At 37.4% G+C, this 13,789-nt stretch carries 8 protein-coding genes, 2 tRNA genes and 3 rRNA genes; 12 read left to right on the plus strand and 1 reads right to left on the minus strand.

What is annotated here, in order from left to right; translation table 11 throughout:
* The first annotated feature begins 7 nt into the window (after positions 1-7).
* The 3 genes from P8F83_RS19785 to P8F83_RS19795 all read left to right on the plus strand — a co-directional run bounded on the left by P8F83_RS19785 (position 8) and on the right by P8F83_RS19795 (position 3,288).
* A complete protein-coding gene (locus tag P8F83_RS19785) occupies positions 8-1,738 on the plus strand; it encodes an NADH-dependent [FeFe] hydrogenase, group A6 (protein ID WP_326512379.1) in 1,731 nt (576 codons plus the stop codon).
* Between the two features lie 357 nt (positions 1,739-2,095).
* Positions 2,096-3,046, plus strand: a complete 951-nt coding sequence (locus tag P8F83_RS19790; protein ID WP_326512380.1) for a patatin-like phospholipase family protein — start codon at positions 2,096-2,098, stop codon at positions 3,044-3,046.
* 38 nt (positions 3,047-3,084) lie between these two features.
* Positions 3,085-3,288, plus strand: a complete 204-nt coding sequence (locus P8F83_RS19795) for a cold-shock protein (protein WP_326512381.1) — start codon at positions 3,085-3,087, stop codon at positions 3,286-3,288.
* An 80-nt stretch (positions 3,289-3,368) separates the two neighbouring features.
* Here P8F83_RS19795 and P8F83_RS19800 read toward each other — a convergent pair whose 3' ends face one another.
* Positions 3,369-3,929, minus strand: coding sequence for a DUF6512 family protein (locus tag P8F83_RS19800; protein ID WP_326512382.1), 561 nt, complete (start codon positions 3,927-3,929; stop codon positions 3,369-3,371).
* A gap of 371 nt (positions 3,930-4,300) precedes the next feature.
* On the opposite strand from P8F83_RS19800, the gene P8F83_RS19805 reads away from it, so the two are divergent.
* The 9 genes from P8F83_RS19805 to glgA all read left to right on the plus strand — a co-directional run bounded on the left by P8F83_RS19805 (position 4,301) and on the right by glgA (position 13,785).
* Positions 4,301-5,821, plus strand: a 16S ribosomal RNA gene (locus P8F83_RS19805).
* Between the two features lie 212 nt (positions 5,822-6,033).
* A 23S ribosomal RNA gene (locus tag P8F83_RS19810) occupies positions 6,034-8,937 on the plus strand.
* 74 nt (positions 8,938-9,011) lie between these two features.
* Positions 9,012-9,128 (plus strand): 5S ribosomal RNA (gene rrf, locus P8F83_RS19815).
* The 16S, 23S and 5S rRNA genes sit together here with 2 tRNA genes alongside, the layout of an rRNA operon.
* 7 nt (positions 9,129-9,135) lie before the next feature.
* Positions 9,136-9,212 (plus strand) — tRNA-Ile (locus P8F83_RS19820).
* 5 nt (positions 9,213-9,217) lie between these two features.
* Positions 9,218-9,293 (plus strand) — tRNA-Ala (locus P8F83_RS19825).
* 187 nt (positions 9,294-9,480) lie between these two features.
* Positions 9,481-9,753 (plus strand): hypothetical protein, encoded by a 273-nt coding sequence (locus P8F83_RS19830; RefSeq protein ID WP_073022855.1) that lies wholly within the window; start codon positions 9,481-9,483, stop codon positions 9,751-9,753.
* A 280-nt stretch (positions 9,754-10,033) separates the two neighbouring features.
* Positions 10,034-10,186, plus strand: coding sequence for a hypothetical protein (locus P8F83_RS19835; RefSeq protein WP_175550948.1), 153 nt, complete (start codon positions 10,034-10,036; stop codon positions 10,184-10,186).
* Between the two features lie 112 nt (positions 10,187-10,298).
* On the plus strand, positions 10,299-12,335 hold the full coding sequence (glgB, locus tag P8F83_RS19840; protein WP_420022600.1) for a 1,4-alpha-glucan branching protein GlgB: 2,037 nt from the start codon (positions 10,299-10,301) through the stop codon (positions 12,333-12,335).
* A 16-nt stretch (positions 12,336-12,351) separates the two neighbouring features.
* Entirely contained in the window at positions 12,352-13,785 is a 1,434-nt protein-coding gene (glgA, locus tag P8F83_RS19845) for a glycogen synthase GlgA (RefSeq protein WP_326512383.1), read from the plus strand.
* Positions 13,786-13,789 lie beyond the last annotated feature (4 nt).

The raw sequence follows: 13,789 nt of genomic DNA on the forward strand, positions 1-13,789 counted from the left end.
AAGTATTATGGATAAAGTAAAAATTATTCTTAATGATAAAAGCGTAGAAGTAGAAAAAGGCACAATGCTTCTAGATGCTGCTAAAGAATTAGATATAACAATACCTACATTATGCCATATGGTTATGCAAGATGGTGAAACAAAAAATTGTAAAGGTACCTGTAGAGTATGTATGGTTGAACTGGAAAATAGAAAAAAATTAGTCCCAGCATGCTGCACTGAGGTTTCAGATGGGATGGTAGTTAGAACCAATTCCCCAAGGGCATTAAATGCTAGAAAAATGATGATTGAGTTACTATTATCAGATCACCCAACTGATTGCCTTGAATGTGTTAAAAATGCTAACTGTGAGCTTCAAAAATTAGCAGCAGACATGGGTATAAGAAAGATAAGATATAAAGGTGAGATATCTATGCATAAACTAGATTTAACCTCACCTGCAATAGTTAGAGATATGTCTAAATGTATATTATGCAGAAGGTGCGTTACAGCCTGTAACGATGTTCAAAGAGTTAATCTGCTTACAACAATAGGTAGAGGATTTGACTCCGTAGTATCAACCTTCTTTGATGAGCCCTTAACTGAGTCTAACTGTACTTTCTGTGGACAATGTATAGCAGCATGTCCTGTAGGTGCATTAACAGAAGTTCAAACTTATCCAAAGGTTTGGGAGATGTTAGATAATAAAGAAAAATACGTAGTAGTGCAGACAGCACCGGCAGTAAGAGTAGCCCTTGGAGAAGAATTCAATTTGGAACCAGGAACTATAACCACATCTAAGATGGTTGGGGCATTAAAAGCTTTAGGTTTTGATAAGGTGTTTGATACTAATTTTGCAGCTGATTTAACTATAATGGAAGAGGCAAATGAGTTTATTCATAGATTAGAGAAAAATGAAAACCTACCACTAATAACAAGTTGCTGTCCAGCTTGGGTAAAGTTTGCAGAAATAAAATTTAAGGAAAATATGAATTTAATATCCACTTGTAAATCTCCACATCAAATGCTAGGAGCAGTAACTAAAACTTATTTAGCAGAGATGCTTAATATAAATCCAGAAGATATAGTTGTTGTATCTGTAATGCCTTGTGTTGCTAAAAAGAATGAGGCAGATAGAGAAGAAATGATGATAGATGACATGAAAGATGTAGATTTAGTTATTACAACTAGAGAATTAGCTACAATGATAAAAGAAGCTGGATTAGATATAAGAAATATAAAAGATGGTGAGTTTGATAATCCCCTAGGCGTAAGTTCAGGAGCAGGCGTTATATTTGGAAGCAGTGGAGGCGTTATGGAGGCAGCCCTTAGAAGTGCATATGAATGGATTACCAAAGAAACTTTAGAAAATGTAAACTTTAATGAAGTAAGAGGAATTCAAGGCGTAAAGGAAGCTACCGTTAACATAGATGGGAAAGAAATAAATATAGCTGTTGTAAACTCCCTTAAAAATGCTGAAAAAGTAATGAAAGATATAAATGCTGGAAACTCAAAATACCAATTCATAGAAGTTATGGCCTGCCCAGGAGGATGTATAGGCGGAGGAGGACAACCTTATATAAAAGGAGACAGAAACATTCTTAAGAAGAGAATGGAAGCCATATATAAGGATGATTTAAATCACAAAAGCAGGAAATCCCATGAAAATGAAGCAATACTAAAACTATATGAGGACTACCTAGGAGAAAAAGGTAGTAGTAAAGCCAAGAAAATATTACATGTACACTATACTAAATGAACAATAAGGGGCTGTAGCTTTGTGCTGCGGCTCTTTGTTGTTTTTAACCTATGCCCTGTAGAAGGTGTTCCTTAATCTTCATTAAAGTCATTATTTTTTAAATTATGCACCTATTTCTCTGTAGGAGCTTCTTTTCAAGCTCCATCAAATTCCTTCAATTATTATGTTTAATAAAAAGTTAAATGCTTAAACATTTAAAAAGAAAAACATTTAAAAAGTTAAAAAGAAAAACATGCTAGAAAAGGAAATAGGTTTTTTATCAAAAATAAATATATTTCATATATAAATAGTAGAAGAGTGATAAAAGTGGCTATAATTATAAGTAAGAAATAAGTTTCAAAAGAGAGGAGGAGACACATGAAATTAGGATTGGTATTTGCAGGGGGAGGAGCTAGAGGCTCTTATCAAATAGGCGCATGGAAAGCGTTAAAAGAGTTAGGGATAGATAAATACGTAAAAGGAGTATCAGGAACATCTATAGGAGCACTAAATGCAGTTATGTATCTCCAAGGTGATATAGAGATAGCTGAAAAAGTATGGCTAAGTATTTCAAAGGATAAGATTCTACCAACAGGAAATATAGATTTACTTAAGAGGGGAATATTTATAACTTTAGGAAATAGAAACCTGAATTTCGTAAAAAAGTACTTACCAACTACATTAGAGCAAGGAAACATATCTAGAAGTGGTCTTATAGAAATAATGAATCAATATGTGGATATTGAAAAGATTCGTTTAGATAAGAGAAGTTGTTATGCTACATGTAGTGCTGTACCTGATTTAAGCCCAAGGTACTTTAAATTAAATGATTATAATGATGAAGCTATAAAAAATATACTTTTAGCAACCTCGGCTATTCCTATGATATATGAAAGTAAGGAAGTAGAGGAGTTTAAGTATCTGGATGGTGGGATGGCAGATAATGTTCCAGTTCAACCATTGTATGGAGAAGGACTTGATATCATAATAATAGTTCATTTAAGTAAAGATTCATTAGTTAATAGATATAAATTTCCTAGAGCTAGAATAATAGAGATATATCCAAGAGATATGGCAGACGGGGATCTTGCAGAAATACTAGATTTTTCTTCATCGGGAATAAGGAAGAGAATGAAACAGGGGTATATTGACACCATGTACTTACTAGAACCTATAATAACAATAGCCAATTATCAAAGAGATCAACTACCTAAAGAAACTATAATTAAAGCAGGATTAGGGATAGTTGAAAAATCTAGAGGTATATTTAAAAAGAAAACTGAAGAGAAAAGTGATATAGATGAGGATAAAGATAAAATAAGTGGGTAAATTATCTAGTGAAATATATTTCTGGAGGTTTTAGATTTATGATTACTGGAGTTGTTAAATGGTACGACACCCAAAAAGGATATGGATTTATTTCAGCAAATGAAGGAAATGATGTGTTTGTTCATCACTCTCAAATAAAAGAGGGTAATGGAATACAAGAACTTCATGAGGGGGAGTCAGTTTCATTTGATATAGTTGAAAAAGAAAAAGGCCCACAAGCTATAAACGTACAAAAATTTTAATCAATAATACAGCCTAGGTAATATCTTACCTAGGCTGTATTATTGATCAGCAGTTTCTATAAAAAAATAGAGACTATAGCCTAAGCCATAATCTCAGGGGTTATGAATTTATAAAATGTTGGTTTATTGAGAGATTTAAATAAGTTGCAGTTTGGTGGATTTAACGTAAAAGCAAAAAATAATATAGTTAGTGATATTAAAAATACTAAACTTATCAAATTTGCTAATGCATAATGCTTGTTAAGAATCAGAATTCTAAAAGAAATAATTTGAGCCACAATACATCCCAGTACATACGTAATTATATTTAGTAAGAAATTTGCTCCACCCAAAAAGCTTTGAGTGTAATTTAATATAAATAATATAAATGCGCTAAGAAATATAACTGAAGTAACTTTTGCTGTGAAAAAATTACTAAGGCTAGAGCTGAAAGAAAAATATTCTATACAAGAAAAAAATACAATTGAAAAAAAGTAAGGTTTTATACTCTCCCATAAACTTTCGTTTATAGAACTAAATAATCCAACAATAAAATTGTAGTTAGATAGTTCATAAGTAAAATGCAATGTTATTCCGCATACGCTTATAAATACAGCCCCTAATAGTTCCCAAAGAAATAGCTCTTTTTTATTAATTTTCATATAAGCACTTCTCCTTTTAAAGTCAGGATAATAAGGAATGAAACTCATCATTAAAATAGTGAGAAGTCCTTTTATATAGATGTATGAGAATAAAAATAATATTATTACATAATTTTTTAATAAAAGGTGTTGACATTGATTTTGGGCTATGATAATATAATTATTGTCGCTGCGAGAGAGTAGCGAAAAAACAAGAAAAATGGTCTTTGAAAATTAAACAGAGGAAACTTAAGAAGTTTTGAATAAAACTTACACAACGAAAGTTGTGAGTAAGTAATTGCAACAAGTGTAAAACCTGAAGCAACTACTTAAAGTCAACGTAATTCTTAGAGTAAGATTAAACTAAAATTTGTGCACATCAGTGTGACACTTAAATTGAGAGTTTGATCCTGGCTCAGGACGAACGCTGGCGGCGTGCTTAACACATGCAAGTCGAGCGAGGAAATTGCTTCGGTAATTTCCTAGCGGCGGACGGGTGAGTAACACGTGGGCAACCTGCCTGATAGAGGGGGATAGCCTCCCGAAAGGGAGATTAATACCGCATAAAGTCAAATGAAGGCATCTTCAAATGACCAAAGGAGTAATCCGCTATCAGATGGGCCCGCGGCGCATTAGCTAGTTGGTGAGGTAACGGCTCACCAAGGCGACGATGCGTAGCCGACCTGAGAGGGTGATCGGCCACATTGGGACTGAGACACGGCCCAGACTCCTACGGGAGGCAGCAGTGGGGAATATTGCACAATGGGGGAAACCCTGATGCAGCAACGCCGCGTGAGTGATGAAGGCCTTCGGGTTGTAAAGCTCTGTCTTCAGGGACGATAATGACGGTACCTGAGGAGGAAGCCACGGCTAACTACGTGCCAGCAGCCGCGGTAATACGTAGGTGGCAAGCGTTGTCCGGATTTACTGGGCGTAAAGGGAGCGTAGGCGGATACTTAAGTGGGATGTGAAATACCTGGGCTTAACTTGGGTGCTGCATTCCAAACTGGGTGTCTAGAGTGTTGGAGAGGAAAGTGGAATTCCTAGTGTAGCGGTGAAATGCGTAGAGATTAGGAAGAACACCAGTGGCGAAGGCGACTTTCTGGACAATAACTGACGCTGAGGCTCGAAAGCGTGGGGAGCAAACAGGATTAGATACCCTGGTAGTCCACGCCGTAAACGATGGGTACTAGGTGTAGGGGGTATCGACTCCCCCTGTGCCGCCGTTAACACAATAAGTACCCCGCCTGGGGAGTACGGTCGCAAGATTAAAACTCAAAGGAATTGACGGGGGCCCGCACAAGCAGCGGAGCATGTGGTTTAATTCGAAGCAACGCGAAGAACCTTACCTAGACTTGACATCTCCTGAATTACTCTTAATCGAGGAAGTTCTCCCTTCGGGGAGGACAGGAAGACAGGTGGTGCATGGTTGTCGTCAGCTCGTGTCGTGAGATGTTGGGTTAAGTCCCGCAACGAGCGCAACCCTTATTGTTAGTTGCTACCATTTAGTTGAGCACTCTAGCAAGACTGCCGTGGTTAACGCGGAGGAAGGTGGGGATGACGTCAAATCATCATGCCCCTTATGTCTAGGGCTACACACGTGCTACAATGGCGAGTACAAAGAGACGCAAAGCCGCGAGGTGGAGCAAAACTTATAAAACTCGTCTCAGTTCGGATTGCAGGCTGAAACTCGCCTGCATGAAGCTGGAGTTGCTAGTAATCGCGAATCAGAATGTCGCGGTGAATACGTTCCCGGGCCTTGTACACACCGCCCGTCACACCATGAGAGTTGGCAATACCCGAAGTCCGTAGCCTAACCTTTTAGGAGGGCGCGGCCGAAGGTAGGGTCAGCGATTGGGGTGAAGTCGTAACAAGGTAGCCGTAGGAGAACCTGCGGCTGGATCACCTCCTTTCTATGGAGAAATTACTTAAAACTACAACTTAGTAGAATTTAAGTATAAAATTCAGTCAATATAATTGACAAAGATTTACGTTTTCCTCTGTTTAATTTTGAACGACCATAAGTTGTTCAATGTTCTTTGAAAATTGCACATAAGTAAGTAAAGTAATATATAATAAAGCCAGTTGGCAATTAATTAATCAAATTCTTTTATAGAATGACATAGGTCAAGATATAAAGGGCGTATGGTGAATGCCTTGGCATCGGGAGCCGAAGAAGGACGCGATAAGCTGCGAAAAGCTCTGGGTAGGCGCAAATAGCCTGTGATCCAGAGATGTCCGAATGAGGAAACTCACATGGGAAACCCCATGTATCCATAAGTGAATACATAGCTTATGGAGGGTAAACTCAGGGAACTGAAACATCTAAGTACCTGAAGGAAGAGAAAGAAAAATCGATTTCCTAAGTAGCGGCGAGCGAAAGGGAAAGAGCCCAAACCAGAAATTTATTTCTGGGGTTGCGGACAGAACATAAAAGCTAAATTACGTTAATCGAAGAGAACTGGAAAGTTCCACCGCATAAGGTAATAGTCCTGTAGATGAAAACGCGAAATAGTAAGTTCTGATCCAGAGTACCACGAGACACGTGAAACCTTGTGGGAAGCAGGGAGGACCACCTCCCAAGGCTAAATACTACCCGATGACCGATAGTGAAGAAGTACCGTGAGGGAAAGGTGAAAAGAACCCCGGGAGGGGAGTGAAATAGAACCTGAAACCGTATGCCCACAACCGGTCATAGCACTTTATATGTGTGATGACGTGCTTTTTGTAGAACGAGCCAACGAGTCACGATATGTAGCGAGGTTAAGTACTTAAGGTACGGAGCCGAAGGGAAACCGAGTCTTAATAGGGCACAAAGTTGCATGTCGTGGACCCGAAACCGGGTGACCTATCCATGGCCAGGTTGAAGCGAGAGTAAAATCTCGTGGAGGACCGAACCACGTTGGTGTTGAAAAACCATGGGATGAGCTGTGGATAGCGGAGAAATTCCAATCGAACTCGGAGATAGCTGGTTCTCCTCGAAATAGCTTTAGGGCTAGCGTCGAATATGAGTAATGGAGGTAGAGCACTGAATGGGCTAGGGGGCATATCGCTTACCGAACCTTATCAAACTCCGAATGCCATATACTATTAGTTCGGCAGTCAGACTGCGAATGATAAGATCCGTAGTCAAAAGGGAAACAGCCCAGATCGTCAGCTAAGGTCCCAAAGTGTAAGTTAAGTGGAAAAGGATGTGGGATTTCGAAGACAACTAGGATGTTGGCTTAGAAGCAGCCACTCATTAAAAGAGTGCGTAATAGCTCACTAGTCGAGAGATCCTGCGCCGAAGATGTTCGGGGCTCAAACTTACCACCGAAGCTACGGGCTTACAGTAATGTAAGCGGTAGAGGAGCGTCGTAAACGGGCAGAAGTCGTACCGAAAGGAGCGGTGGACTGTTTACGAGTGAGAATGTTGGCATTAGTAGCGAGATGTGAGTGAGAATCTCACAGGCCGAAAACCTAAGGTTTCCTCAGGAAGGCTCGTCCGCTGAGGGTTAGTCGGGACCTAAGCCGAGGCCGAAAGGCGTAGGTGATGGACAATAGGTTGATATTCCTATACCACTACCATCGTTATTACCGATGGCGTGACGCAGGAGGATAGTGTGTGCTAGCTATTGGATGCTAGTCTAAGCACTTAGGGAGTTAAGACAGGAAAATCCGTTTTAACAATTCTGAGGTGTGATGGGGAAGTCCATTTATGGATGAAGTACATGATTCCACGCTGCCAAGAAAAGCGTCTAGGGAGAAAAGTAGTGCCCGTACCGCAAACCGACACAGGTAGGTGAGGAGAGAATCCTAAGGCCGGCGGAAGAATTGCAGTTAAGGAACTCGGCAAATTGACCCCGTAACTTCGGGAGAAGGGGTGCCTACGAGAGTAGGTCGCAGAGAATAGGCCCAAGCAACTGTTTAGCAAAAACACAGGTCTCTGCTAAAGCGAAAGCTGATGTATAGGGGCTGACGCCTGCCCGGTGCTGGAAGGTTAAGGGGAACACTTAGCGCAAGCGAAGGTGTGAACTTAAGCCCCAGTAAACGGCGGCCGTAACTATAACGGTCCTAAGGTAGCGAAATTCCTTGTCGGGTAAGTTCCGACCCGCACGAATGGCGTAATGATTTGGGCACTGTCTCAACTGCAAATCCGGCGAAGTTGTAGTGCAAGTGAAGATGCTTGCTACCCGCGATTGGACGGAAAGACCCCGTAGAGCTTTACTGTAGTTTAGCATTGAGTTTCGGTATTGTCTGTACAGGATAGGTGGGAGACTGGGAAACTAGGGCGTCAGCTTTAGTGGAGTCAACCTTGGGATACCACCCTGATAGTACTGGAATTCTAACTGGACACCATGAAACTGGTGACAGGACATTGTTAGATGGGCAGTTTGACTGGGGCGGTCGCCTCCGAAAAAGTAACGGAGGCGCTCAAAGGTTCCCTCAGAAGGGTCGGAAATCCTTCGAAGAGTGCAAAGGCAGAAGGGAGCCTGACTGCGACACCTACAAGTGGAGCAGGGACGAAAGTCGGACTTAGTGATCCGGTGGTACCTCGTGGGAGGGCCATCGCTCAACGGATAAAAGCTACCTCGGGGATAACAGGCTGATCTCCCCCAAGAGTCCACATCGACGGGGAGGTTTGGCACCTCGATGTCGGCTCGTCGCATCCTGGGGCTGAAGTAGGTCCCAAGGGTTGGGCTGTTCGCCCATTAAAGCGGCACGCGAGCTGGGTTCAGAACGTCGTGAGACAGTTCGGTCCCTATCCGTCGCGGGCGTAGGAAATTTGAGAGGAGCTGTCCTTAGTACGAGAGGACCGGGATGGACTGACCTCTGGTGTACCAGTTGTTCCGCCAGGAGCATAGCTGGGTAGCTAAGTCGGGAAGGGATAAACGCTGAAGGCATCTAAGCGTGAAGCCCACCTCAAGATAAGATTTCCCATAGAGTAATCTAGTAAGATCCCTTGAAGAACACAAGGTTGATAGGTGAGGGGTGTAAGTGTGGTAACATATTTAGCTGACTCATACTAATAGATCGAGGGCTTGACCAATAAGTTAACTGGAATATATATTATTAAATGAACTTACGTGCAATTTTGAAAGAACAAAATTCTTTCATAATATATTTGGTGATAATGGCATAAAGGTAACACCCCTTCCCATTCCGAACAGGATCGTTAAGCTTTATTACGCCGATGGTACTGCATGGGAGACTGTGTGGGAGAGTAGGAAGTCGCCAAATAATTTATGGATCTTTAGCTCAGTTGGTTAGAGCAACCGGCTCATAACCGGTAGGTCCGGGGTTCGAGTCCCTGAAGGTCCACCATTTCTGGGGGTATAGCTCAGTTGGGAGAGCACCTGCCTTGCACGCAGGGGGTCAAGAGTTCGAATCTCTTTATCTCCACCAAAAAAGACACATGTTAAGCATGTGTCTTTTTTGTTTTAACTTATTTCTAAATAACATTTTCTATTGTAACAGTAGTTTTTTTGTGATCATATTTAAATCTTTTGAAGCAAGATATAATTAAAAATAAGCATTATTTTTTTAGCTTTTTCATATATTACATAAGGATTAATTAAAGGTGATGAATTTTTTGAAGGTGAAAAGATTTATAAACATTATTAAATATTTTATTTTAATATTTATTTTTCTAATTTTCATAATAATTATAAAAGGCAGGGGATACGAGTTACAGGATATATATCAGAAATCCCTAGGAGATGGATGGCTTATGGTTTATAATTATAGAAAAGTAAATACATCATTTAGAGTAGATTTTGGATATGGATTTTTAGTAATAACTATAATTTTAAGTGTATTTATAGAGTTAATGAAAGCTTATATATGCAAGATAAAATTAAAGTAAATATTAGGAATGACATATATTTTATTAATTATATTGAAATGAAAGGAACTATACTTTAAAATAAGAGTTATATTAGAAAAATTTTAGGGTATTGTTTCTGTATATAATTAAATAAAAAATTTATATAAATGTATAAATAGGATGACTTGAATACGTTTAAGGGGTTAATGTAAATTGGCATCGAACTTAAAAAAACATATTATATAAGTATAGTATTTTTTTACTTGTTAATTATATAAAATTATTGGGAAAAAGAGAGTGGAAGATGGGGAGTGTTTCTATGTCAAAAATACAAGAGCTGAAAGAAAAACTAGTAGAATTGAAATTGAAAAAAAGAGAATTAATTTTAGCGGGTAAAAATACAAACAAAATAGACGAAGAGATTGACGAACTAGAGAAACAAATAAAATTAGAAGATAAAAAAGATGAATAGATTTAATAAATTTTAAAAGTCGCTTAAGGCGACTTTTTGTTTTATATCTAAATGGATTATGGAAAGGTTTTAAATTATGTAACTTATAAAAAATATCAATACTATAGAATTAATGGAAAATTATGTTATAATTACATTATTAAGATTTCAAGGGGTTGAGAATATGGTTGAACTTAAAGATAGAGTAGAGGATGAAAAGACAGAAATAATAGATATTAAAAATATATCAGAGTATGATACATATCTATTTCACAATGGCAGTCATTATAATGCATATAAATTTATGGGAGCTCATCTTATTACTGAGAAAAGAAAAAGAGGGGTTCGTTTTACAACATGGGCACCTAAGGCAAAAGCAATAAATGTAGTAGGAGACTTTAATAATTGGGAAGTTCTTGAGGAATATTCATTAGAGAGGATAACAAAGTCTGGTTTATGGAGTTCTTTTATCCCTAGTATGAAAGAAGGTCAGGTTTATAAATATGCTATAACTACTGAACAAAATAAAATTATATTAAAATCAGACCCATATTCAATATATAGTGAATTAAGACCTAATACCGCATCTATTATAACGAGAGATTTAAAATATAGATGGAAAGATAGAAAGTGGATAAATTCAAGAAATAAAACTGATATTTATAAAAGTCCAGTAAATATATATGAACTTCATCTTGGGTCATGGAGAACTGATGAGAATGGAGAATTTCTATCTTATTTAGAACTAGCAAAAAGGTTACCAGAATACGTGAAAAGTATGGGTTACACGCATGTAGAATTGATGCCAATAATGGAACATCCTCTAGATGATTCTTGGGGATATCAGGTAGTTGGATATTATTCCGTTACTAGTAGGTATGGGACAAGAGATGAATTCAAGGAGCTTATAAACGCTCTACATAATGAAGGAATAGGGGTTATTTTAGACTGGGTACCAGGACATTTTTGTAAAGATAATCATGGTTTATATAAGTATGATGGCTCTGTTACCTATGAATATGAAGAGCTAAGTAAACAAGAAAATAAGGGCTGGGGAGCTGCGAATTTTGATTTAGGAAGGCCGGAGGTTAAGAGCTTTTTAATATCAAATGCATTGTATTGGCTCAGAGAATTCCATATAGATGGATTGAGAGTCGATGCAGTTGCTAATATATTATATTTAGATTATGGAAGAGAAAAAGGAGAGTGGAGTCCTAATAAATATGGAGGACGTGAAAACCTAGAAGCAGCAGAATTTATTAAAGAATTAAATACAGCAGTATTTAAAGAGTTTTCTAATATTTTAATGATTGCTGAAGAATCAACAACATGGCCAATGGTAACTAAACCTGTGGAGATGGGTGGATTAGGGTTTAACTTTAAGTGGAATATGGGTTGGATGAATGATGTATTAAAATATGTTGAGATCGATCCTATATATAGAAAGTATCATCATAATCTTATTAATTTTGCTATGATGTATCATTATACAGAAAACTTTATTCTTCCAATATCTCATGATGAGGTTGTACATGGAAAGAAATCTTTAATAGATAAAATGTGGGGAGATTATTGGAATAAGTTCTCTGGACTAAGAGCGTTTTTAGGTTTTATGATGACTCATCCAGGTAAAAAAACTACCTTTATGGGGAATGAATTTGCTCAATTCATAGAATGGAGAAGTTATGAGCAGCTTGAGTGGAAACTTATAGATGAATTTCCGAGACATAAGCAAACTCAGGACTTTTATAAGGATTTAAATAATTTATATAAAACTGAAAAGGCTTTATGGCAGCTAGATTATGAGCACGATGGTTTTAAATGGATTGATGCAGATAATAAAGATCAAAGCATATTTATATACTGCAGAATGGGTGAAGATAAAAAAGATACTTTAATAGTGATATGTAATTTTACTCCTAAGGTGTATTATGATTTTAAGGTTGGAGTTCCATATTTAGGTGAATATTATGAGTTGTTTAATAGTGACGCTAGCAGTTATGGTGGTTCAGGACAAGTTATGGATGAAGTGATTACAGCTAGTTCACAAGGATGGCATAAGGAGAAATATAGTATAAAAATTAAGGTTCCACCTATGGCAACATTGATCTTAAAGCCACAAAAAATTGAGGAAGAAATATTAGAAGATGAATTAGTTGAAAGTAAGTGAGTATGGAGGGTATTTTATGAAAATATTGTTTGTAACTTCTGAGGCAGATCCATTTATAAAAACAGGTGGTCTAGGGGATGTAGCAGGTGCCTTGCCAAAAGAGCTAAATAAAGAAGGGGTAGATATTAGGGTAATATTACCTAAATATAAGAATTTGAAGAGTGAATATAAAGATAAATTGAGATTCGTAAAGTGGTTTATGGTACAGGTTGGATGGAGAAGGCAATATTGTGGGATTTTTGAATATGATATAAAAGGTGTAAGATATTATTTTATAGATAACGAGCAGTATTTTTCAAGAGATGGATTATATGGTTATTATGATGATGGAGAAAGATTTGCATTTTTCGATAGAGCAGTAGTGGAAGCTATGAAGGAGTTAGATTTTAAACCAGATGTAATTCACTGTAATGATTGGCAGAGTGGGTTAATTCCTATGCTTTTAAAATTAGAGTATTCAAAGGATAGTTTTTATAGTGGAATTAAATCAGTATACAGTATTCATAATTTATTGTTTAAGGGAGTTTTTGATCCTAACATTCTTCCGGAGCTCTTTGGTTATGATATGGAACCATATAACAATGGAAGCATAGAATTTAATGGTGGGGTATCCTTTATGAAAGGTGGAATTAATTATTGTGATAAAGTATCAACAGTTAGTTCTAGCTATGCAGAAGAAATACAAACAGAGTATTATGGGGAAGGATTAGATGGGCTCTTAAGAAGTAGAAACCATCAACTAATTGGCATACTAAACGGGATTGATTATGAGAGCTATGACCCTGAAACAGATAAAAGTATATATGAAAATTACAGTTTTGAGACTATAAGTAAAAAGATTCTAAATAAGAAATTGCTTCAGTCAGAGTTAAATCTTCCCGTAAGAGAAGATGTGCCTATGATATCTATAATATCAAGATTAACAAGCCAAAAGGGAATTGATTTAGTTATAGATATTGCAGACAGGATATTAAAGGATGATGTGCAACTAGTTATTTTAGGTACTGGGGATAATATCTACGAAGAGCATTTTAGAAACTTACACTATAGATATCCAGAAAAGGTATCTACAAATATTAAATTTAATGATGCTTTAGCACATAAGATATATGCAGCTTCAGATATATTTTTTATGCCATCATTATTTGAACCATGTGGTCTTGGACAGTTAACTGCTTTAAGATATGGTACTATACCTGTAGTTAGAGAGACAGGGGGACTTAAAGATACTGTAATACCATATAATAAATATGAGGGAACTGGCAGAGGGTTCACTTTTAGAAATTTCAACTCGAATGAGTTTTTAGAAGCCACAACCACTGCTTTAGAATGTTTTAAGAATAAAGAAATATGGATGGGGTTAGTTAGGGAAGCTATGAATACTGATAATAGTTGGACAAAATCAGCTAAAGTATATCTAGATATGTATAAGGAATTGGTTAATACTTAAATAA

It is taken from the genome of Clostridium intestinale (genome assembly GCF_035905475.1).
GTDB lineage: Bacteria > Bacillota > Clostridia > Clostridiales > Clostridiaceae > Clostridium_T > Clostridium_T intestinale.

What these genes read in the sequence shown, in the direction of transcription:
- P8F83_RS19795 (WP_326512381.1), top strand. Translation starts at nt 3,085, where the DNA reads ATGATTACTGGAGTTGTTAAATGGTACGACACCCAAAAAGGATATGGA.
- P8F83_RS19785 (WP_326512379.1), top strand. Translation starts at nt 8, where the DNA reads ATGGATAAAGTAAAAATTATTCTTAATGATAAAAGCGTAGAAGTAGAA.
- glgB (WP_420022600.1), top strand. Translation starts at nt 10,299, where the DNA reads ATGGAAAATTATGTTATAATTACATTATTAAGATTTCAAGGGGTTGAG.
- P8F83_RS19835 (WP_175550948.1), top strand. Translation starts at nt 10,034, where the DNA reads ATGTCAAAAATACAAGAGCTGAAAGAAAAACTAGTAGAATTGAAATTG.
- P8F83_RS19790 (WP_326512380.1), top strand. Translation starts at nt 2,096, where the DNA reads ATGAAATTAGGATTGGTATTTGCAGGGGGAGGAGCTAGAGGCTCTTAT.
- P8F83_RS19800 (WP_326512382.1), bottom strand. Translation starts at nt 3,929, where the DNA reads ATGAAAATTAATAAAAAAGAGCTATTTCTTTGGGAACTATTAGGGGCT.
- glgA (WP_326512383.1), top strand. Translation starts at nt 12,352, where the DNA reads ATGAAAATATTGTTTGTAACTTCTGAGGCAGATCCATTTATAAAAACA.